This is a genomic window from Pseudoalteromonas sp. SiA1, from assembly GCF_018732205.1.
Taxonomy (GTDB): domain Bacteria; phylum Pseudomonadota; class Gammaproteobacteria; order Enterobacterales; family Alteromonadaceae; genus Pseudoalteromonas; species Pseudoalteromonas tetraodonis.
This window is the reverse complement of record NZ_CP076084.1, coordinates 748805-771990: the sequence shown is the minus strand read 5'-3', so window position 1 is coordinate 771990 and position 23186 is coordinate 748805. Positions and strand designations below refer to the sequence as shown.

The 23186-nt window shown below is 37.5% G+C and carries 19 protein-coding genes; 12 read left to right on the top strand and 7 right to left on the bottom strand.

Features of this window, described 5'->3' with window-relative positions; translation table 11 throughout:
- The first annotated feature begins 243 nt into the window (after positions 1 to 243).
- On the top strand, positions 244 to 1944 hold the full coding sequence (locus KK487_RS03560; protein WP_090494557.1) for a DUF8614 domain-containing protein: 1701 nt from the start codon (positions 244 to 246) through the stop codon (positions 1942 to 1944).
- 63 nt (positions 1945 to 2007) lie between these two features.
- Here the strand turns inward: KK487_RS03560 and KK487_RS03555 are convergent, their stop codons facing one another.
- Entirely contained in the window at positions 2008 to 2538 is a 531-nt protein-coding gene (locus KK487_RS03555) for a protein tyrosine phosphatase family protein (protein ID WP_215521986.1), read from the bottom strand.
- Between the two features lie 31 nt (positions 2539 to 2569).
- On the bottom strand, positions 2570 to 2968 hold the full coding sequence (locus KK487_RS03550; protein WP_096038195.1) for an HIT domain-containing protein: 399 nt from the start codon (positions 2966 to 2968) through the stop codon (positions 2570 to 2572).
- A gap of 107 nt (positions 2969 to 3075) precedes the next feature.
- Between KK487_RS03550 and KK487_RS03545 the strand changes: the two genes are divergently transcribed.
- A complete protein-coding gene (locus KK487_RS03545) occupies positions 3076 to 5301 on the top strand; it encodes a S9 family peptidase (protein WP_215521985.1) in 2226 nt (741 codons plus the stop codon).
- Positions 5302 to 5574: 273 nt separating this feature from the next.
- Complete coding sequence (locus KK487_RS03540; RefSeq protein WP_058154248.1) at positions 5575 to 7212, top strand: methyl-accepting chemotaxis protein; 1638 nt, start codon at positions 5575 to 5577, stop codon at positions 7210 to 7212.
- Positions 7213 to 7292: 80 nt separating this feature from the next.
- On the opposite strand, the gene KK487_RS03535 is transcribed toward KK487_RS03540, so the two are convergent.
- Together KK487_RS03535 and dinB are read right to left on the bottom strand one after the other, a co-directional pair.
- Entirely contained in the window at positions 7293 to 8828 is a 1536-nt protein-coding gene (locus KK487_RS03535) for a M17 family metallopeptidase (protein WP_128583076.1), read from the bottom strand.
- Positions 8829 to 8938: 110 nt separating this feature from the next.
- A complete protein-coding gene (gene dinB, locus KK487_RS03530) occupies positions 8939 to 9970 on the bottom strand; it encodes a DNA polymerase IV (protein WP_128583077.1) in 1032 nt (343 codons plus the stop codon).
- Positions 9971 to 10057: 87 nt separating this feature from the next.
- On the opposite strand from dinB, the gene KK487_RS03525 reads away from it, so the two are divergent.
- The 9 genes from KK487_RS03525 to KK487_RS03485 all read left to right on the top strand — a co-directional run bounded on the left by KK487_RS03525 (position 10058) and on the right by KK487_RS03485 (position 19379).
- Positions 10058 to 11200, top strand: coding sequence for a tyrosine-type recombinase/integrase (locus KK487_RS03525; protein WP_128583078.1), 1143 nt, complete (start codon positions 10058 to 10060; stop codon positions 11198 to 11200).
- Entirely contained in the window at positions 11200 to 13404 is a 2205-nt protein-coding gene (locus tag KK487_RS03520) for a hypothetical protein (protein WP_128583079.1), read from the top strand. Before KK487_RS03525 ends, KK487_RS03520 begins: the two co-directional genes overlap by 1 nt.
- Before the next feature lie 10 nt (positions 13405 to 13414).
- Positions 13415 to 15406, top strand: coding sequence for a site-specific integrase (locus KK487_RS03515; RefSeq protein WP_128583080.1), 1992 nt, complete (start codon positions 13415 to 13417; stop codon positions 15404 to 15406).
- A complete protein-coding gene (locus KK487_RS03510; RefSeq protein WP_128583081.1) occupies positions 15407 to 16009 on the top strand; it encodes a hypothetical protein in 603 nt (200 codons plus the stop codon).
- Positions 16010 to 16107: 98 nt separating this feature from the next.
- Positions 16108 to 16488 (top strand): hypothetical protein, encoded by a 381-nt coding sequence (locus tag KK487_RS03505; protein WP_128583082.1) that lies wholly within the window; start codon positions 16108 to 16110, stop codon positions 16486 to 16488.
- 265 nt (positions 16489 to 16753) lie between these two features.
- Positions 16754 to 17071, top strand: coding sequence for a hypothetical protein (locus KK487_RS03500; protein WP_128583083.1), 318 nt, complete (start codon positions 16754 to 16756; stop codon positions 17069 to 17071).
- Positions 17072 to 17125: 54 nt separating this feature from the next.
- Positions 17126 to 17392 carry a hypothetical protein gene (locus KK487_RS03495; RefSeq protein ID WP_128583084.1) on the top strand — a complete coding sequence of 89 codons (267 nt, stop codon included), beginning with the start codon at positions 17126 to 17128 and terminating at the stop codon, positions 17390 to 17392.
- 287 nt (positions 17393 to 17679) lie between these two features.
- Positions 17680 to 18294 (top strand): DNA-binding protein, encoded by a 615-nt coding sequence (locus tag KK487_RS03490; RefSeq protein ID WP_013464208.1) that lies wholly within the window; start codon positions 17680 to 17682, stop codon positions 18292 to 18294.
- A 437-nt stretch (positions 18295 to 18731) separates the two neighbouring features.
- A complete protein-coding gene (locus tag KK487_RS03485; protein ID WP_128583085.1) occupies positions 18732 to 19379 on the top strand; it encodes a hypothetical protein in 648 nt (215 codons plus the stop codon).
- Positions 19380 to 19587: 208 nt separating this feature from the next.
- Here the strand turns inward: KK487_RS03485 and KK487_RS03480 are convergent, their stop codons facing one another.
- From KK487_RS03480 to KK487_RS03470, 3 genes are read right to left on the bottom strand one after another with little or no spacing between them, the layout of a single operon-like run.
- Positions 19588 to 21408, bottom strand: a complete 1821-nt coding sequence (locus KK487_RS03480; protein WP_128583086.1) for an AAA family ATPase — start codon at positions 21406 to 21408, stop codon at positions 19588 to 19590.
- On the bottom strand, positions 21405 to 21860 hold the full coding sequence (locus tag KK487_RS03475; protein WP_128583087.1) for an ABC-three component system middle component 2: 456 nt from the start codon (positions 21858 to 21860) through the stop codon (positions 21405 to 21407). The genes KK487_RS03480 and KK487_RS03475 overlap by 4 nt, the downstream gene beginning before the upstream one ends.
- The gene (locus KK487_RS03470; RefSeq protein WP_193521951.1) at positions 21848 to 22921 is read right to left on the bottom strand and encodes an ABC-three component system protein; all 1074 of its coding nucleotides are present in this window, start codon (positions 22919 to 22921) and stop codon (positions 21848 to 21850) included. Before KK487_RS03470 ends, KK487_RS03475 begins: the two co-directional genes overlap by 13 nt.
- Between the last annotated feature and the right edge of the window lie 265 nt (positions 22922 to 23186).

Here is a 23186-nt window from a genome sequence, read left to right as displayed (position 1 = left end):
AGTCTTATATTATTAATTATTTCAAAGCTTAGTAGTATTAAACATATACCTAAAATAGAAAGAATTGTAGATAATTATTGATTATTTACCAGCGACCCCTCATTAGTGCACTCTAACGTCTAATACTTGCTATTTGCTAGTATGTTTTGCTTTAATGCAAGCATGCTAAGGCACACTAATACTCATTCAGTACCTTAACTTACAGTATACAAGTTATAAAATAGACTTTTTAAAGGCAATATAATGATCTTAAATAAAATTAGCCAAGCAATACTGCTCTCTGGCATCGTTTTTCTTAGTGCCTGTTCTGAGCAAGCACCGTCTTCAAACAATACGCCGCAAAGCTCAGCGCCAACGGCTTCTCAAGCGCCTTCTGGGCCAACACTCGTTAATATTGACCGTCAACGCTTAGACATATACACAGACTTTAGCTTACAAAGCGATTTGTCACACTTATCTGAGAACCAAAAAGCCATGGTTGCCAAGCTTATTGATGCTTCAAAAATTATGGACGATTTATTTTGGAAACAAGCATTTGGTGAAGATAAACAAAGCTTTTTAGCACAATTAGATGATGAAAAAGTACGTCAGTTTGCAGATATAAACTACGGCCCATGGGATCGCTTAAATGGCGATGAAGTATTTTTATCTGGCTACAAAGAAAAGCCGCTTGGGGCAGGTTTTTATCCGGCCGACATCACCAAAGAAGAGCTTAATAACGCTGATGTAAAAGATAAAACAGGGCTTTACTCACTTATTAAACGCGATGAACTAGGTAATTTATACAGCACGCCTTATTCAGAAGAATATGCCGTAGAACTTGCCCAAACAGCTAAGTTACTTAGAGACGCTAGCAAATTAGCTGACGACAAAGAATTTGCCAACTACCTAAACTTACGAGCTGACGCAATACAAAGCGATGATTTCCAAGCCTCTGACTTTGCTTGGATGGATATGAAAAATAATCCTATCGATGTTGTTATTGGCCCAATTGAAAACTACGAAGACCAATTATTTGGTTACCGTGCTGCCTATGAATCGTATGTACTAATTAAAGATTTAAAATGGAGCGAACGCCTGGCTAAATTTGCTGCCTTTTTACCTGAGCTGCAAAAAGGCTTACCTGTTGATAGCAAGTACAAGCAAGAAGTACCTGGCTCAGATGCTGACTTAAATGCCTACGATGTTGTTTATTATGCTGGGCACTCAAATGCCGGCAGTAAAACCATTGCAATTAACTTACCAAATGATGAGCAAGTACAGCTAGAAAAAGGCACACGTCGCTTACAGCTTAAAAATGCAATGCGAGCGAAGTTTGATAAAATTTTAGTCCCTATCGCAGAGCAGTTAATTGTGCCAGAGCAACGTAAACACATTACCTTTGATGCATTTTTTGCTAACACTATGTTCCATGAAGTAGCTCACGGTTTAGGTATTAAAAATACTATTACCGGCAAAGGTACCGTTCGCCAATCTCTACAAGAGCATGCTAGCGCCTTGGAAGAAGGTAAAGCAGATATTCTTGGTCTGTACATGGTTGAACAGTTACTTAAAAAAGGGGAAATCACTGAAGGGACGTTAGAAGATTACTACACCACCTTTATGGCGGGTATTTTCCGCTCTGTGCGTTTCGGTGCATCAAGTGCACATGGTAAAGCAAACATGATCCGCTTTAACTTTTTTGCTCAAGAAGGTGCCTTCTCTAAAAATGAAGACGGCTTGTATAGCATCAACATGGATAAAATGGGCGACGCTATGGCTAAATTATCGCGCCTTATTTTAACCCTGCAAGGTGACGGTGATTACGAAAAAGTTGATCAACTGATTGCAACTCATGGCGATATTAAAGCGGAACTAGCTAAAGATTTAGAAAAGTTAAGCAAAGCGAACATCCCTGTAGATGTAACCTTCAAACAAGGTAAAGATGTACTTGGCCTTAATTAATATGCGCTAAATTAGCTCTCATAAAAAAAGCGTTACACTGTAACGCTTTTTTTATTATTTGAATTATTTATCACTCATCACTTTACGAACAACCGGCTCAAGGCTTGCCATTCCCCACTGCTTTCCGGTTTCAATCGCAGACTCTATATCTGCACCTTGTTGATGAGCTGAAATAGCCATTAGCGCACCAACACGATTACTGCTCGCACAATGAACAACCACTGACTCACCTTTAAGTTCTTCTAAAAGGCTAGCTAATCGTTTTGCATTGTCGATGTTTACATCTTGTGCACCTGCAATCTCAATTGCGTGGTAATTCATTCCTAAAGAATTGACTAACGCGCCTTCATCCCAGTCTTGCTCATCTGCTGCACGTAAATTAATAACATGCTTAACATTAGCTTGTGACAGTTGCTTAAACTGCTCATCAGTCGGTTGCGCTGCTGAAAAAACTAAGTTGTTATGTGCTGCAAAGTTTTTAATATTAGCGTTATTTACCACATCTATAGCTACTGGCTGCTCGCCCGCTATCACTGCTGACACTGCAATGGCTGCAATAAATACACTTGTACAGAGTTGTTTGATTAATTTCATACTATCCCCTCAAAGTAACTCATTTTGATTTTTAAAAATGCGCTTTTAATTGCTCTATCTGCTCATGAGTATAAGGCACACTCGGAAACTTGCCCCATACCGGCGCAGGCCACGCAATATCTGTTTTAAAACGCGCGATATGATGAATATGTAGTTGTGGCACCATATTACCCAATGCGGCTACATTTAACTTATCAGGATTAAACACCTCCATTAACAAATGACTGAGTTTCGCTGACTCGTGTAAATAAGTAATTTGTTGCTGCTCGGTTAAATCAATAATCTCTTTTAAACCCGCTATTCTGGGGACCAATACAAACCAAGGATATTGGCTGTCGTTTAATAGCAACACCTTACAAAGTGGCCAATCAGTCAGTTCAATACAATCTCTTTTCAGTTCAGGTGCTAAGGTAAATGATGTTTTGCTCATGTTAAAGTCCTTAGATTATTTTACCGCACACTTTATAGCATTTAGTTGCAGTTGCACACGCTTGTGCTTTACCATCGAGATAATTTTATGTAAGTAAAGGCAATCCTGTGTTAAAAAAACTAAAACACCTCTCACTGGCAATTCCCCTACTCGCGGGCGCATTAAGCGCAGAAGCTGAGCCGCTAACGCTTGAGCGTATATTTGATGATCCGAGCTTAGCAGGCAAATCTCCGGTACAACTTAAGTTTTCGCCTGATGGTAGCCGGGTTACCTACTTACAAGGTAAAACCGATGACTATAACCGCTACGATTTATGGGAATATAATTTAAAAGATAATACCAACCGGTTGTTAGTTGATTCGGCGCAGTTATTTTCAGGCCCAGAAAATCTCTCCGATGAAGAAAAAGCACGCCGCGAACGCCAACGTATTTTTGGAAAAGGTATCCTTGAATATAAATGGTCAAAAGATGGGAAAGCACTGTTATTCCCTCTTAATGGCGATCTTTATTACTATGACTTAGATGCTAAAAATAGTAAAAAGCTGACTAACACAGACGCATTTGAAACCGATGCGCGTTTTTCTCCAAAAGGAAATTTCGTATCCTTTATCCGAGAGCAAAACCTATATGCACTAGAGCTGGCTTCAGGTAAAGAAATTCAGTTAAGTAAAGATGGCGGTGGCGTAATTAAAAACGGCATGGCAGAATTTGTGGCGCAAGAAGAAATGAGCCGTATGACCGGTTATTGGTGGGCAAATGATGAATCTAAAATCGCCTTTACTCGCGTTGATGAAAGCCCTGTTCAAGAAGCGATTCGTAACGAAATTTATGCTGATGAAGTAAAACTATTTAACCAGCGTTATCCATTTACTGGCACCAATAATGTTGACATTCAACTTGGGGTGGTAAAGCTTAATGATCAAGCAGTTGACTGGATTGACTTAGGCGACGATAAAGATATTTATATTGCCCGCGCTAAGTGGCTAAACGACAGCAATACGCTCTCTTATCAATGGCAAAACCGCTCGCAACATAACTTAGAACTACGTTTTTACAACACTAAAACAAAACAGCAAACCGTTGCTTTAACTGAAAAAAGTGATACCTGGATCAACTTGCATTTTGACCTTGAATTTTTAAAAGATAAAAAGCATTTTGTATGGGCCTCAGAGCGAGATGGATTTAAGCACCTTTATTTATATCGTAATAACGGCCAACTTATCCGCCAGATTACCGCAGGTGATTGGGTCGTAGATAGCCTAAAAGGGATAGATGAAAAAAATGGCGTTGTTTACTTTGCTGCACGTAAAGATACCCCGCTAGAGAGCCATTTATACAGTGCGCCTTTATTTAAAAAAGGGGCTATGAAGCGCATTACTGAAAAAGGCCAATACCATAATGTCGTTCTAGCGAAAGATAATAAAACTTTCATTGATAATAGCTCATCGGTTAATAAGCCAAATTCAGCTGCACTGCGCAAAATTAATGGTGAGTTTATTACGTGGCTTGAAGAGAATAAGCTTGATGACTCTCACCCACTTACCCCGTATCTAACTGATTTAGCCCAGCCCGAATACGGAACAATTACCGCTGAAGACGGCCAAATTATGCATTACCGTTTATTTAAACCAGCAAATATGGCTAAGGGTAAAAAGCATCCGGTTATTGTCAACGTTTACGGTGGTCCTCATGCTCAGCGAGTAACCAATAGCTGGCGCAGTAAAAATTTATATTTTCAATACATGGCGCAACAAGGTTATGTAATTTTTCAACTTGATAACCGAGGCTCTTACAATCGCGGTAAAAAGTTTGAAGATGCAATTTATAAGCACTTCGGCGTTGTAGAAGTGGCGGATCAAATCAAAGGCGTTGAGTTTTTACGTACTCTTGATTACGTAGACCCTGCTCGCATTGGTATTTATGGCCACAGCTACGGTGGTTATATGGCGCTGATGACTATGTTTAAAGCAGGCGATTACTTTAGCGCGGGTGTATCTGGTGCTCCGGTTACCGACTGGGCTCTATACGACACCCATTACACCGAGCGCTATTTGGGTCACCCAGATACTAATGCCCAAGGCTATATCGACAGTGCTGTGTTCCCATACGCTGAAGGCTTAAAAGGCCCATTAATGATTTACCATGGCATGGCCGATGACAACGTATTATTTACCCATGCCACTAAATTGTTTAAACAGCTGCAAGATAACAATCAACAGTTTGAAATGATGACTTACCCGGGCTCAAAACATAGCCTTCGCGGTAAACAAGTTCAAACTCATTTACATCAAACTATTACAAACTTCTTTAACCGTAATTTTAATACAAAGTAACTAAAACCGGGTTAATTATTCGACTAAAGGCTGATATAAGTATCAGCCTTTTTTTATGCAGATAAGCTATATTGAAACGTCAACAAACAATAATTAAATTCATTATAAGCACCCGTTAAATAAAAGTTCGGCCTATCCTTTTTATTGTATTTACGCAAACTAGTTAACAAAGAGAGTATTAAAAATACAATATAAAGAAAATAAAACCGTATTAGCCTATATTTTAACTATGCTTATTTAAGAGAAATAATGCTCTAATACGGGAACATGCATATGCCAAACCTCCGTCGTTTTACTATATTTCAACGTTTAGCCATTTTAGTAGGGATTGTAATTTTTGGTTTAATTGTATTGAGTATTTCGGGTTTAAGTAATCAATATAAATCGCTTAAAAATGAGCAATATCTAAAAACTAAAAATGTGGTGGAAACTGCTTATAGCATCATTACACACTACGCAGCGCTTGAACAAAGTCAAACACTCACTCGTGCACAAGCACAATCTCAAGCGATGGCCTCAATACGCTCATTGCGTTACGATGATACTAACTATTTTTGGATCAACAATTATCAGCCAGCCATGGTAATGCACCCAATTAAACCAGCCCTTGAAGGGAAAGATTTAACGAATAATAAAGACCCTGATGGCACCCCTTTGTTTGTTGAAATGGTTGATGTTGTTAAAAAATCCGGCGAAGGCTATGTGCCTTACAAGTGGCCAAAACCCGGCAGCGACAAACCCGTAGATAAAATTGCGTATGTAAAAGGCTTTAATCAATGGCAATGGATCATCGGCTCGGGCGTTTACCTTGATACCATAGACAACACCTTTTCGCAGCAACGTACTATTATCGTTATCAATGTAATGATTATGATCGTCGTTGTCGTACTTTTTAGCTACTTTATTGGTCGCAGTATTTTAACGCCGACTCGTTTAGCAGCAGAAATGATGAAAGATATATCTCAAGGTGAGGGGGATTTAACCCGTACTCTCAACGAAAATGGCAATGATGAAATATCTCAGCTGTCGCGGTCATTTAACTTATTTGTATCCAAAATTAGGGAGTCTTTGGTGCTGGTTGCCAAAAGCGCAAACGATGTAAACGAGCATGCCCATGCTGTAGATGATTCTAGCAAAACCAGCCAGTCGTTTATTGAGCTTCAAAACGACAGTAGCACCCAAGTAGCCGCGGCAATGGAGCAAATGACTCATCAAATTCATGATGTTAGCCGTAATGCCGAAGCTGCTGAGCAAGCCGCAAATGATGCTGCTAGTAATGCATCAACGGGTAAAAATGTAGTGTCGAAAACCATTACCGCCATTGAAACCCTCTCTAGTAATATAGAAACCGTGAGCAAAGTGACCGCCGACCTTGCTCAAGAGAGTAATAATATTGGCTCGGTACTTGATGTTATTAGAAGCATTGCTGAACAAACCAATCTGTTAGCGCTAAACGCAGCTATTGAAGCTGCAAGAGCAGGTGAACATGGAAGAGGCTTTGCAGTTGTAGCCGACGAAGTAAGAACACTTGCCAGCCGGACAGGTAAAAGCACTGATGAGATTCAAGCTATGATAGCTAAGCTGCAAGAAGGGGCTAAAGCTGCAGTTGAAGCGGTAAAATCTAGCCAAGAGATTTCTATTTCTACGGTTGAACAAGCCTCTTCAGCTAATGCATCACTTGATGAAATAGACAGGCTGGTATCGGTGATCACCGATATGAACGGCCAAATTGCTCGCGCCACAGAGCAGCAAACATCAGCCGCAGACGAGGTGAATTTAAGAATTAACGATTTATCACAATCTACAGAGCAATCTTTGGGTAACACCAAAGATTTAACTCGCGCTAGCGACAAACTCAAACAAAGCAGTGTTGAGTTATCAAGCGTGGTATCGCGCTTTAAGCTTAGTTAACCTTAACTCCGGATAATAAATATCTTCCACCAATTAAAAAGCCCTGATTTTCAGGGCTTTTTAGGATTATTTATAGGGAGTTATAAACAATAGCGGGCAAATAAACTGCTTACTGACGCTGCAGTTGGTTTACCATGTTGCCAGTCGCCGCCTTCAACGCCACTACCAGCAATATCCATATGTACATAAGGAAGTGGTAAAGTAGATTCACTGCCATGCTTATCTAATCCACCTACCACAGCTAAAAATGCCATAGGGAATTGATGGCCGCGCGCTGTGACAGCAGAAGCTGCATTATTACTAGAAAGCACATCGTCAGCTAAAGTGCGTGGTTTTATAAAATCATAATCTTCACGGCGTGAACGCGACACTTCAGCACCGTCAGCCCATAAATCACCACAATCGGCTAATTGGCGTGAAATATTAGCACTACGCGCGGGCCCATTCTCAACATATGCGCCATAAGGCCCCATAGCGCGCGCAGCGTGCCCTGTTAAGGTTGCCACTGTAAACAACGTTGGATTTATTTCGTTTTTAGCTAAATCTTTCATTTCACTAAGTAAATCCCCCATAGCTAAACGCCCTTCGGCATCGGTATTACCAATACGTACTCGCACACCTTCACGGCTAGTAATTATTTCATCAGGGACAAAACAATCTGAACCAATAGAGTTGCGTACAACCGCTAAAAAGGCAATCACTTTAACCCCTTTAGGCTGATAATCGGCTACTGCTTTCATAAATCCAGCAACCGAGGCCGCACCGCCTTTATCGCGGCTCATGCCCGCCATAAAACCACCGACTTTTAAATCTGCACCGCCCGTGTCATAGACTAAACCTTTACCAACAAACATCAGTGTTCGGGTTACTTCGCCCTCAGGCACGTATTCAAGTTTAACAACGCGTGGATGATGACGCTCTACCGCATACGATGCGCGAGCAACGGTACTTAGCATGGGGTAATGCTTATCAATGGCAGCTAAATCATCAATCACATCAACGCTCACCGCACTGTTTTCAAATAACTCAGTACAATAATCAGCAAAACGTGGGGGGGCCATGCGTTCAGGCTCGGTGCCACATAAATCACGTGCGGCATATTGCCCCGCAGCTAACGCATTGACTGCTTTGATTGTTTGCTCATTGGCATCAATTAAGCCTATTTGAGTAATAGGTTCAATACCTTGACCATGAAACTCACGCGCTTCTAGGGGTTGCCATAATGCTTGGCATGCGCCTAAGTAAGCCACTTCAAGAGCATGTTGATAACGGCTATCCGTATTTAAAGCGGGTAAATAAATAGCAGGGTTAACACTACCTGATGCTTTTGCCTCATTAATGGCTAATTTGGCTGCATCAAAATAACGACGAACGTCGTCATAATCTCTGTTTAAAGGGCCTGTTGGCACTAACACGACACGTTTACCGGCAATCACTAACAAGGTGACTTGATTGCCTATGCGAGAGTCTACTTGGGCTTGGTCTAAAATTGCATCACGCAGTGGCGTATTTGGTAAATGAGAAAAGTCGTTGCTGATAATAATAAGTGCATCATGCGATGTACAATCTAGGCTTGCACTTACCGGCTTAGCCAGTACTGCTTTTGGATATGCCATAAAAAAGGATCCTGTTAGAAAACGTAGTCCCTATTATTATTTATTTAGCAATTTATAACCAGTGTACTGCGATAACCTACTTACTTACTGGCAACTTGGAGTTACGCGTTTTACACATCTAAAATACTAAGCTGTAAATTATGCTCTGGTTGATTTTTAATACCCACGCCAATTCCTAATAAGCGCACCGGTTGTTGTAATCCACGTTGATAGGCTTTGGCGAGTAACTCTTTAAAAATAGCCGTGTTTAATTGATACGCAGCTTGATCTGCTGAGGTCACTACAAAATTAGCAAATTTAACTTTAACACTTAATTTATTAATTTTATGTTGTAGTTGCTGTTTATTTAATCGAACCACGAGTTCATCTAACAGTTGCGGTAATTGTTCAAGGCATTCATCTAGGCTGTTTTTATTGTATTCATAAGTATGTTCCACACTCAATGACTTGCGTACTCGCTCGGTGGAAACGCGCCCTATATGCTCCCCCATGCACTTTTGATATAACGACACACCAAAATTGCCCACATGCTGTTGCATCCAATTAGCCCCTTTTTCGCGCACATCTTGCCCCGTGTATAACCCTTTTAAATTAAGCTTTTCTAGAGTTACTTTACCCACCCCTGGAATTTTACCTAATGGCAATTGGGCTAAAAACGAGTCAACCTGCTCAGGCAATACTACAAATTGGCCATTGGGCTTATTTTCATCACTAGCAATTTTGGCTATAAATTTAATTGGGGCAATACCTGCAGATGCAGTCAGTCCTGTGGTATTAAAAATATCGGTACGAATTTGCTTAGCAATTAACGTTGCACTACCTTTAAAAGCAGTACTATGGCTCACATCTAAATATGCTTCATCAAGCGAAAGAGGTTCTACAAGGTCAGTATAGCGGTTAAAAATGGCGCGGATCTGTGTTGATACTTGTTTATAAACAGCCATTCTGCCAGGCACAATAACTAAGTCAGGGCAAAGCTGTTTGGCATGATAGTTAGACATAGCAGAGCGCACCCCATACTCTCTAGCAATATAGTTAGCGGTAGAGAGCACTCCACGGCGACTATTTCCGCCAATTGCCAGCGGTACGCTTGCAAGCTTAGGATTGTCGCGCATTTCTACGGCCGCATAAAAGCAGTCCATATCTTATCATAGGTTACATCCAATATAACTCCACCTTGACAAAAGCCATTAAAGTTCTAAGTTAATTATAAAACAAATGAGATTTATATGATTGAAAGTAAATTAGTAGAAAGCATTCCTTATGGTGGAAGAAAGATTTCAACTTATGCTTTAGTTAATAATGACATCCCTTTAGTTCATCCTTCAGCATTTCTATTGCATACCGCAGTCAATAATTTATTTGGCACGGTCACTACCTACATGAAGGCTTTAAAATCTTTTTATAAAGAAATTATAAGTAAAACTAATTTATCTATCGAGAATATCGAAAGATTAACTGATCAAGAAATGAGTGGATATTTAGTCGGAGTATTACAACGACAAAGAAAGCTGAAGCACAGCTCAATTGAAAATCATATTGCCGTATTAAAAGAGTTCTTTAAATATTTATATCAATCGGGCTTTACCACAAAAGAGATGCTCTTTAGTTACGCCTATGAAAATAACGAATACGAACAAAGCTTTCTTTCCGGTGTTAAAACAGATATGCATGAAGCGTATTTTCATAAGAAGAAGTTTCAGGAGTGTTTATTATGCTATGTAGACTCTCAATCATCATTCATGAAAAAAAGAAATGAACTAGTTTTGCAATTAGGTTACTACGCTGGATTTAGAGCTTTTGAAGTTGTTCTAGCGGAAAACTTAAATATCGAAACTTTCAGACAATTATTGCCTAAAGTTGATTTTTTTATCCCGAAAGCAATTCACATAAACATTTATGGTAAAGGAAATTCCATCAGAACAACCCCCTTTGAACCTAGCCTAGTCAAATCAATCTATGAATTTATTTGGGGGGAAGCTAAACATATAAAGTCAGGCAACATGATTTGTCAAGAGAATGGAAAACTTTTAAAGGATAAGACTTTTGCTTCTAAACTTTTTAGAAAATGTGCTGATAAATATTGTGAAAATACTTCGCTAACTTTAGAGGAGGCTCAGTTATGGAAGCACAGAGGATTCCATAAGCTAAGAAAATGTTTTGCTACAAACTCAGTTACTGCCTGCCGTGACAACGGAGATGATCCTTGGATCTATGTTCCACAGTGGCTAGGTCACAAACGAAAATCAACCACATTTGGCTATATCTATTTTGAAGCACTATTAAATAAGCGTGAAGACGTTCTACATGCACTGTCCTTAGAAGAAACTAAGTATGGTAAAGACTTTAAAAGAAAGTCCGAGAAAGCCTAATGGAAAGTACCCACAAAAATACCAAGTCAGAATTAGCTAGTCTAGCACCCGCTGAAGTCGTTCCAATTAATTATTCTGACTCTGAGGCAACTGTTTACGGTAAAGATGGTAGTGGTAACAACGCTATTGTTCAGGTAACCATACCTCCTGCACATATATCTAATCCTCTTCTAAAATTATATATCGGCTACCTTCAGTCACCATTGTTTTTGGGGTTACGCCCAAGTACTAGATACACCAAAGCAATTGAGTTTAGAAATTTTTATAAATATATTGCGGAAAACAAACAATATGAATCATCTGGTTTACCTTACAATATTGTTAATCTGTACTTTATCAAGTTAAAGGGAACGTCAGAAAGAACAAGTTTTTACAACGAAGAAATGATTTTAAGGGTGCCATTAAAACTCTTTAATAAGACGGTAGTGGACGGTTTCGATAAAGATAAATTTGCTCATGTATCCCTAGCAAATTACTTAGTATTTTTTCCGAACTTTCCTCCACCACATTCGCTTCCAAAAAAATCAATGGCTGAACTTTTTGGTCAAAAAAACACACCATACTCAGATACAGAATTGATGCAAAGTTTGCGCCTAGGTTGCTGCTTTCTACTAAATAAGCTTTCTGATATCAGAGAGAAGCTAATGTCGAATAAGCACGTTTTAAAACAAATAAACGCTTTAAAAACGGCTGAGTATGACAATAAACCGTTAATTTTGAACTCTCAATCAAACAACTTTACTGTGGATTACGCACCTCCTAAGCAAATAGATAACTTAAGTTGGGAAATCATTAAAAAAGCTAACCTCCAAATTTATGAGACTATTGTTAACAATGCAGATCCACTTACTCTTGAAATTTTTACATTTAGATCATTTCCTAAAGCGAAATTAAATTCACTTGAAGCAAAACTAACAACCTTGCAGTGGGTGCAAGAATTTAAGAACAATTTGCAAACTACAGCGTCAATTTACACGAAAAGAACTTATGGAAAAAATAGTTACTTATTACGAAGATTGGATAACATCACACCTAAATTTCTAATATGTCCATCAGATTTTGAAATATATTTAATCCAATGCTTGTTAGCATCTGAATCTATTCAGCGAGAAGGGCTAAATATTCATTTGCTGTCAGACTTTTCAATAAATATTGAATCTACGCAAATTCAATATAACAAAGGGAGACGAGATAAATCATCAGCAACCCCCATATATACTAGGCAGAACTTACCTTACCAATGTTACACACGATATATAGAACAACGGAAAGTAGCCAAAGAATATAGCTTCGCAGATAGCAATAAAACGCTTGATTATAGTACTGTTACAACTGCTAAAGGGCATATCGGATTTACAGCTAAAAGTCTACATCTGTTTGAATTACTCCTATCAAATGAGTCAGAGGTAACCCGTCAGTATAAAGATGAGCTTGGCTCAGAAGGAGATGCTTTTTTGTGGCTTATCAAACGTATGTGGCAGCACAATCAAATAGCCTACAACGAAACATTAACAAACAGCCGAAATAAAAAGAAATTGAATGACTTAACTGGTGCATCCAAAAGAGAAAGTAGAGTTATAGGCTTAACACCTGATGCCATAACTATGTCAAGAAAACGCATGGACGACACCGTTACAATTTCAAAAAAGGAAGGACCTGAAACTGCACGTAGCCAAAGCGAACCTGCGGTTCAAGCAGAACTTACCTCTCATTCACTTGCAACAAAACATAATGTTTATGGCAACAGAAGTAACTCAAAAGAAGCTATTGAATCCGAAAGAAATTTTGGTGCACAAGTTGGAGACCTAATGGTTGAAGATGCACTCAAAGTAGGCGAATATCTAAAAGATGTGAAAAAAATAAACCTAAGTGAAATCAAAGACCTTTTGGGTCTCACCTCAGGATATGAAGATATAGAGCAGTTACTAGAAAATGTGGATGCCGAGCTTTGGGGAGGCTTTCAACATAATGGTCAGGTAATTATTGTAATTAGTGAGGTTACAGCTATGTTATTAAAAGGGTATATAAACCACTTACATAATGAAATACCTCGACTGTTCTTAGACAGCCAACTTAAAGGTCAAGATGCTCAAAAAAAGCTAGCTTATCTTTCTACAATCTTTAACAGTTTTCCACCTGACATACAGCGAGAAGGTAAAAAACTGTTGGAAGAATTTGATATCCCTTTTCCTTCGCTAGTATGAGGTAATTAATATGGCTATTTTACAAACTAAACAACCTGTTAAATCAAAGTTGGAACAAAATCGTCTTATCAATTGCATAACTGATAAAACGTTTTCTATCTCAGATAGCAACAGCGGAGAAACCTTTTCGCTTGATGTTTCGTTCAAAGGAGCAAATTCAAGGTGGAGAAACTGGGGCAGAGAATACCTTATACAGTGGGCTAACGGTTATACCGACAGCAAACTTCAAACGTTAAGCGCGAGAAAATCTACGATTGAAATGAAGCGCAACCAAATAGCAAAACTCATAACTTGGGCAACCATTAATAAGCCCGATGCATCATTAGCGTCATGGTCAGAAGAAGACGTTTTCAATCTACTAAAAGATATTGTCTTTAATAATATCCAAACACCAGAACGAAAGCTTTTAGATTCATCTTTACAATTTATAGGAAAAGATACTTTGCTTAAAACAGCATGGCACATCTCTAATTCTGGCAATCTATATCGCAAGGGACTTCTTTCTGACGGATACCTAGGGCCTTCAAATTTTGAAAGCATTTTGTCTGAATTTGAACATGATCTGACATTATTAGAATGTGACTTCAAAGAATGGATAAAAGGCGGCAGTTATGACTCAGTTCCACTTGAGGTAGCTTCACTTCTTTTACTAGAGGCAATGAATACTATTCACTCTGATGAAGCAAAAGCAGTCAGAGCATACTTTAGCGTCCAAAGATCGGCCCTAAAACTTTTTCCTGAATCAGTATTTAAAAAAGGCAACACCATTTTTAATCAAGTTGTGTCTGGTAAGGCGGTCAATAAACAATTCATTCAAGCAGCTAAGAGGATTGAGAACTTCCTTGAAGCGGTACAAGCTCAATTTAAATCCCTAAAAGGAAGTAAAGATTTTGATCCAGTAGATTTCGTAATCAACCTAGGAGGCCACAAACAGCTAAATAACAAAGTTAAAGAAATTTATGACGCTTGTAAGATTATATTCTTCTGTCTTACTGGTATCCGAGTCCACGAAATGAAACAAACAGATTCACAGGACTATTATAAGGATGATGATGGCGTATGGCGGTTTAAAACTAAAGAAGATAAAACTCAACAGGGAACCAAACAATTAAGAGCAATAGGCGGACTTGCAGCCGAAGCTGCGGATATTTTATGTGATGTTAGCTATATAACGAAACATGATCGAAAAGATGGTCAGAGCACCTACCTTTTTGGATATTACACTGCAATGAAAACACATTTTGGAGCTGATGAAAAAAGAGTCGTTCATGATGGAGCAGGAGTCTCTAGAGAAAACTTTAGAGATAGATTAATTATATTTTTCAACAAAGTCGTGGATAAATTTGGAGACACAGTCTTGGATGAATACCGTGGAATATATCCACATGCATTTCGTCATTCGTTCGTTGATTTTGTGCTAAGGCGTTTTGATGGAAACATTCATGAAGCGATCAGAAATCACTTCCGACATTGTATCAATGGTGAATTTACAAATACTTATACTGACTCAAAAGCTCAAGATCAGATTGAATTTGCTGCACAACAGAAGTACATGGCAGAATTAGTATTCGAAATGGTAGGAGAACACTCTCAAGATTTTACAGGGCCGATAGCATTATTTATTCAAAGAGAAGTCTCTAAATTTGAGTTTGTAACTGAAGAGGATATAGGAGCATATATAAACGAACTTAAGACAGATTTACTACACGTAGTTCCTCATGAGTATGGCTACTGCCTAGTATTAAAAAGCCGACAACATCTTGCAAAGTGCTTAGATAAAAAAACAGGGATTGCAAAAGTACTTAACGGATGTTTTGAACTTTGTTCTGGCTGCCCTAATTCACTTCATAACAAAGCTAGTCATAAAGAAAATATTATTAGAAATGTCATCAGCCATGAGAGTTTTCTAGAAAAATTCCCAATAAAAAACACGCCTCAATCTGAAGTTAGTAAAAAAGTAGTCCAAAATGGCAATAAAATTTTAGCAGAGATGGAAAACTAAATGACTAGTAACATGCTTAACAAACTAAAAAAGATACATCAGTCAGAAAATTTGGAGAGTTACCCAAATTGGGTTTTGGATGGGCCACCAGTAACAAAAAAATTGTATGACGCTACTAATAAAATTTATCATGAGCTTTTAATAAAAATCCAATCTAAAGACATAAAAGGATTAGACTTTTATAACGGTCCAATTGTTAAATCACACATTGCTGAAACAGCCAATGTTTCACCCTCAAACATACGAGTAGACAGACAAGAAAAGTTATTTACCTATTTAAATGATAAAAATACCGAACTGTTAAAAATAATTAAAAAAGTAGAGCAGCCTAAAAAGAAGAAAAAACGAAAAAATAAAGCAGATCTAGAAAAAGAAAATCATATATTGAAAGCAAAGCTCAAACAATTGGAACAAGATAAATACTGTAATTTTTTCAAGCAGTTAATTGCAAATCAAACACTAAAAAAACAAAAAGATTTGGCATTACAAAATGAAAAGCTTCTCATTGACCAAGCTAATAATGAAGAAGTAATAAAAAACTTAAGAACTCAAGTTAGCCTTCTTTTTCAACAACTTAATAAAAGATCTGATGCTGATAATTAATGATTTTTTCGTAAAATTATAAAATTCAAATTATTGTCCTATAATGCAAAAGTGTTCTCTTTTACGTTTTTACGTGCAGCTTATTACCGAGGTAAATAATGACAGTTGATACAACCACTATGCTAGATCAAATAAAAAAGGCGCTTAATAGCAAAATTATTACAGATTCTGAGTTTTCTCATGAACTTATTAATGTTTTAGATGATGGTCGGCATCAAGTTAAGATCAACTGTTTTAATGAGTTTTTAAAAGAAGAGTTAAGTGTGATTATTAACGATGATTGCATTGCTTTATTGCCATTTGGCAATGCCCATGTCGCCAAAATAATGGCTAAAAATAATCGTGGAGAAAGTGTAAAGCTGTTTGGTTATTTTCCAGAAGAAAACTTACGAAGTGAAGATGAACTTAACTATATTGATGGTATCTGCAAAACACTCACCGCTGGTGCAACAGAGGAAACTTTTGGAGCTTACGACTAACTAAAAACTATCAAGCAAGACCAGAGTAAGATCATACCATGTATTTTATGAATGGAGATTATTCATCCCTACATACTCCGGTGCTAACAGCGTACGACCTCAGCTAAAAATCGCAGTTGTTTATTTCGATTAATCTAGACATCATATTTCTTTTGGGAAAGGATCATGCTGAAGTAAAAACTCAAGATTAGATCCACCCTTTTGATATGTTTTTAATTCAAATTTTTCTATCATAAGTCATCAAACAAAACGCGAGGGTCGGCTTATGAATACAATAGTTAAAAACTGGCACATTGTTTCTGTATTCGGTGGTGATGCATTGATAGGAAAAGTTTTATGGGGGATCTGTGTTGATGACATGACATACCGATTCGCAACTGACGATTACATTAGCACATCCAAAATAGTTGAAATTTTGCCTCAGAACCAGCTAATCAAAACGGCTAGTGGTAACCTTTATCAAGTTCTTGGTGAGGGTCAAAAAACTCATATGCAATTAAAAGACTTTGAACTTCTTCGCATCGGCTTTTCGCCAGAACAGATACAGGCGTTAAACAGATCATCGTCTCTTTTGGCCCATTAGCTTTGGCACCAAGCGGAATTTCATCAATCAACCACAACTAAGTTGGAGCTAATAATGCCGACAAACAATATTGATTTTCATAATGCTGAATGCTCGGCCTGCCATAAAAAGCATATCGATATTAAAACTGAGATAGTTGCACCGTCACTAGATAGACCAAACGCTATTCGCAAGAAAATTATTTTTCGATGCGAAGATCACATCGATTGCGATGTTGATGAAATTGAAAAGCTTGCGCTAGTCAAAAAGCGTTTTCAAAATCTAGACGAAAACGACCTTGTTGATGTAGAAACATTTTTTAATCAATTAGACTGTGAATAGATATAGTAGCGTCTTCCTGCTTTGCCATAAATCAAAGAAAGCGAAGCGCCAAACCCAAATGCTAGATAAAAGAGAACCAACACACGCTGGTTCCCATTTAAGTTTTTGCTTCCAATTGTAATATGACCAAAGTTGTTCAAATTTTTCAGAACCTAGATAATCGCTCCCAAATCTACAATATAAAACAAACCTATTTAAATTTTATTCACCCTTTTATTTGTCAAATTCGATTTCTTTACTAAAGTTATTTAACTTAATTAAGTTAAATAACTAATTTGGAGTCGTTTATGGGTAGAGTTGCTGAATATTCAGAAGAGCAAATCATAACTGCTGGCAATTACATTGAATCTATCGGTAAACATGTAACTGCATTTTCAATTCGTGAAAAGCTAGGCGGAGGCAGTCCTGAACGAATAAAAGGGGTTTGGGAGCAACACATTCAAAAACTACAAAATGAGTCTGCAACAAATTATGAAGAAGACAAAATAGAACTTCCTGCTGAAATACAAGACAGCTTAGACAAGAATCTAAAAACTTCAGCCAAGCAAATAGAGAGCATAGCCAAAGAGAGCTTTAAAGTGGCTATGGAGGTAGCCGAGAGCCGGGTTAAATCTGTGATTGAAAAACATGAAGGTAAAATTGCTGAATATGAGCTATCGGAAAAAGAAGCCTTTCAAGCACTCAATCAAAGCGACAATGAAATACAATCACTAGAATCTCAAATAGCCACATTAAAACAGCATAATAATCAGCTTGTTGCAAAAAACTCTAATTTGGCAGGCCAGTTAGAGTCACTAAAAGAACGCATAAAGCAGCTCGAATTAAAAGAGACCGATTATACCAAATTAGTCCACGAAAACGGTGAACTCAAAGGCCAGCTAAAAATATTAGCCCCAAATTAATAACTGTTCACCATAAAATGATATTTAAAAAGCCAGAGAAGAGTATGTAAGTGATAACATTGCTTAATCAACAAATTTTACAAAACCTTCAATTAGCAATAATAAGATATTGCTCAATAAATTTATCCATACCTAGTCGATTGCTCTTACTTATAACCTTCACTTTGCAAACTAGCTTTTCATCATGGCAAGTATTTTAAAGGATAGGAAATTACCGTTACTTCCTAACGGTAATTAGTAGTGTGAAATTATTTAATTTTTTATGATTATTTTCGTAAACGCAAATGTAACAACCAGTCTGATAAATCCAAAAAAAATATACACTTAACCCAACCACGTTCATTTTTATCATTACGCAGTGCTCATTGTGTATTATTTACTTTATAAATCAATAGTTTAATATAAGAACATAATTGTAAGGATAATAAGGTTGAAAGATGAAAGAAGACCAATTACATGTTGAATCCTTTGAAGAGCTGAATAGAGAACTCAGATCTTTTCCAGAGCCGGACTACTCACTACAAATGCCCAAAAATGCAAAAGGTTATGCCGTAATTGGCAACTGCAATAGAGCTAGAGAACAGCGTTTAATAAATGAAATAATAAATAAGATCTCACCTTTTAAAAAGGTTTTCATTGTCAACGAGCAGCCACTTCACGCTTCCCCTGAATTTATTGTAGAGCATTTTAGTAGCCCTATTGAACGAGTTATTACTTTAGACGAAATGACTCAGGTAACAGGTGGCATTATTAATTTGGATTGGACAGTACCTTCGAGTCTCAAAATACTGTTGATGCTTATCAATGCTATGTCTGATGAGTGCGTTGTTTTTTTCGCCACGGGAAGTCATGCAGAACAAGTAAAAGAACGAGTAAGTTTAGTAGCTCATCTTTGCGACAAAATAGTCATTTCATTAGACAAGCAAAACCCAAATTCATTTCGTGCAGGTTGGTTTCTCTCTCATGATCAAGTTATGCAACGAGCGAATTTCGCATTGTGGCAAAAAGTAAATTTGGAAGAAGGTTATCAATATAATTTAACTGTATTGTCCTCTGAACAAATGAGGCAATTGAATGTTGTCTGATCTCTGCTACTTTCAGCAACATGTAGTAGCTCATATTTGATCTTACAGCTTAGGAGAATTAGTTTAGACTTCACCTGACAAGCAGCTATGAATTTTCAAGAGACGGTCAAGCTAACTCATTTTTGGACAAAATGAGTTATGGTTGGAGTTCGCTTTGGATCGTAAAACACATTGATTGTATGGATACAGCGGATTTACGATCCTTAAATTATTCTACTGGAAAGAATCCATACCGACCAATTTCCTTGTTCTTAGAAAAGTGGTAGTAAGTCATCTTTCGTTTCAAATCTTCATCTGGCTCTTGGTTCTCAAACACGATTATTTGCTTATCTTTAAACGAATCACAAAGATCAATGTAGAAAGCAAAAATCATATCTTTTTGTAGTTGAACCTCATCATCATTCTCATCATTGTCACCCGCTCGATAAGTGGTCAAAGGAGAATCCAGAATTACAAAATTTGGATGGCGTTCAAACTTAGACAAGTATTCCATTAAGCCTAGTGAAAAAGCTGCATACGAAATTGCTCGGTATCCTTTACCAAAATGGGACCTTGGCTTGCCACTAATTACCAAATCCCTAGTTTTCATATCAAAAGTAACGTTTTCATGTCCGGGAAATGACCAACGCTGTAAGATTGCACTAATGTTCTTACACAAGGCTGTTAACTCGGTACTAAAATCAGGAAGTACATATTTTGCAGTTCTCTCTTCAAGCTGGACACGCAATTCACCTATTTCTTTCAATAAGCTTTCACGAGAATCCACTATGGCTCTTTGTTTCAAAAATTCATTCTTTTTACTATTTAATAGCCGAATAGCTACGTTATAGTCCTTAAATTTCGAAGATATATTCCCTTCGATAATTTCCGATAGCTCTTTAACTGCTGCTTCTTTTTGATCTATCTCTTTTGCAAGCATTTGATACTCATGCTTTAAATCCTCGATTGAATCAGTTAACCCTTTAACTTGAAATTTATTTTTATTAATTTCCGCCTTAGTGCTTTGCACTAATTGCTTTAGCTCTTTTACATCTTTTTCTTGTTCAAACTCTTGTCCGCAAGTAGGGCAATTGGCCATCTCGTATAGCTCAACAAAAGAAGCTGCTTCACTTCCTGCCTCTAACCTTTCCAAGTCAGAGTTATATTTCTCAATTAAAAGGCTAAACCTCCCCTGTAGTAGAAGGTTTTCTTTTTCTGCTTCACGTAATTTACTAAGATCACCCCTGAACTTGTTTCTATTAGAATCAAGTTCACTATTGGCTGCAACCAGAGCGGTTAGTTCGTCTTGAGCCTTAGATAACGATTCCTCTAACTCATTCAGTTCTGAGTCTAACTTTTCTGTTATGGACTTTACTTCTTCATGGTTAGTAAATTTCTTGGCAACATATTCCTCCAAAGCTTTGACACGCGATTCTACAGCTCCTTCTGTATCTTTTTGTTGTTTCAACTCTTTGACTTCTGAATCATCTACACCAGTGAGTAGAGTTTTAAGTAGTGATGTTTCTTGAGTATACTCTCGCTGGCCTTCACCCAGAGGTGAAGATTCGGTAATTATCCGTCCTTCATCGACCAAAAATAATTTACTCAGTACGCGCAATGTCAAAGAAGAGGTTTTTAAACTCTGTACACCTTTTACTAATACTTTGTCGTTTAAGCCCAATTTTCCGAGTATATGTGCCGATAGATTATTTTTTCCTTTGTGGCTTGGGCTTAAAACAATTGTTTCTGACTCTGTACCATCTGGCTCAACTTTAATTAGAGTAACTTTAGGTTTGGCAGTAGATACCTCCCTCCGAAGAATAAAGCTTTCATTTTCGTCAACTTGAATTTCTGCTTCAATGGTATTGTAGCCTTTAGCTTCGTCAATATTTTTAGGAGGCTCTTCACCACCAAAAATATACTGAAAACACTTGATGACATATGACTTACCAGTATCAGATGCACCAGCAACAACATTGAGTCCTTTATCAAAGCAAAGTTCAGCCTTCGGTTTGCCTTTTCCTGTTGCGGATATTCTTTTAATAATCATGCCGAACTCGATACTCCTTTTCTTAACTCCATTATTGGTATCTGGATAATCCAATTGTAATGCTCAGACAACCAACTTAATCGTTCCCAAATTTTGATGAAATAACTTGAATTTAAGCAGCTAACAAAGCTACTTGTATTTTCATTCGCACAAAAAGATTTTCCATTTTCATCATAGTGAACATCAATTAGCCCTTTTTTAATAAAAAACAAAAGCGACTTAGGTAGCAACTCTCTCCGTTGTGCAATTTCTGCCAAATGATTTGGGACAGCAGGATGAAGGTTTGATGGCCCATTAAATTCGCTTGAATACAATAGCGCGTAATCTAATAAGACCAATTCATCTATGTCGAATTTCTTCCCTTCCATACTCGAAAGTATCAGTGCGGCTCTAGTTGCCAATTCAACATCACTATTAAATATCTGAGGGACTTTAAGTTTTACTTGTTCCATTTTAAAGATCCTTTATTCACCAATTGGTGGCAAGCGCCTTTCTTGTCACGATTACTCATGTATAGATTTAATGGATGCGATGAAAATGAAACTTGTGTTACGTGATTCGAGATAGCCAAATATTTATCCCAGCCATTGTTGTGAACCATCAGGACGAGGCTAGAAATTGCTTCATAACAGTCTTCAAGCAAATTTTCGTATGTATCAGGAGGCATTGAGTCTCTGGAAAATTTTTCTAAGCTTTCTGCTGAATAGAAGTTTTTACGCGCACTTTTTAGTTCCATCAAAAACTCAGGAAAGGCTTCTAAATTATCAACAGAACTCACCTGAGATTCTATAGACTCAATTGCCTTTAATAACTCTTCAATATATTTCAATTCATTACTTTGAATATCATTTGGAGGTGTTGCAGGGGCTGGTCGATCAAACTCTAATGCTCCAAATCTTCTTATGTAATAAGGAGTATGATTTTTATGTAATTCGATAAGCCTCAACTGTGGAATTTGATCAAATATTGTAAAATCAACATCATGCTCAACAAATTTAAGAAAATCACCTTCTAGGCTTACACTCTTTGTCGTGGTGATTTTGTCTTTACACTTTTTATCCCAACCAGAAATGAGTTCTGCTTTCAGCTTTTTAGAATCTTTAAGGGCATTAAGGCTAATGCCATTTAAGCCACTTTTAGCAACAAAGTAATATTTTGCAGGCATAGAAAAATGCCCTTGATGTGAGTGGTGACAAAGCTTACCTATTTCTAAAAGAATATCTGTCAAATTCAATGATGAGCTGTAATATTTACACTGAAAATTTTCCCAACTTCCATCTGGAGTGTAAGCAATAACATCACGCCCCATATCACCAGCTCCTCCAACCCGATTGACTCGCAAATACTGTGTTTTCCAATAAGTTGCTAGTTCGCAAGTAAAATCTTCCCAATCGTCTTCGTCCATATGCAGTAATCGCTTTAATGGCGATATAACTTCACCAGTTAAAGCGGATACTGCCGACAATGGAGCATTTGCAATTTTTGGGGAGGGGATCTCGTTTTCTAGTTCCATCTATGTATAAATCATCCAAATTTATTTTTCTGCTTATTATCTTCCTATATTTTACTTAAAAAATATACCGTTATAGCAAGCAGAACGACTAAAGCTCATATTACCGTATTTCGTAGCGAATGGGGTCACGTAGCGAATGTAGCGAATGCAGCGAATGGGGTCAAATCTTGACTTCACATATTAAGAATCTTCAATGTCTGCTCATGGCACAGACTGTGTAAAAACTAATTTTTAATAAATTGTCTTGGGTATGTTCTTAGTTTAA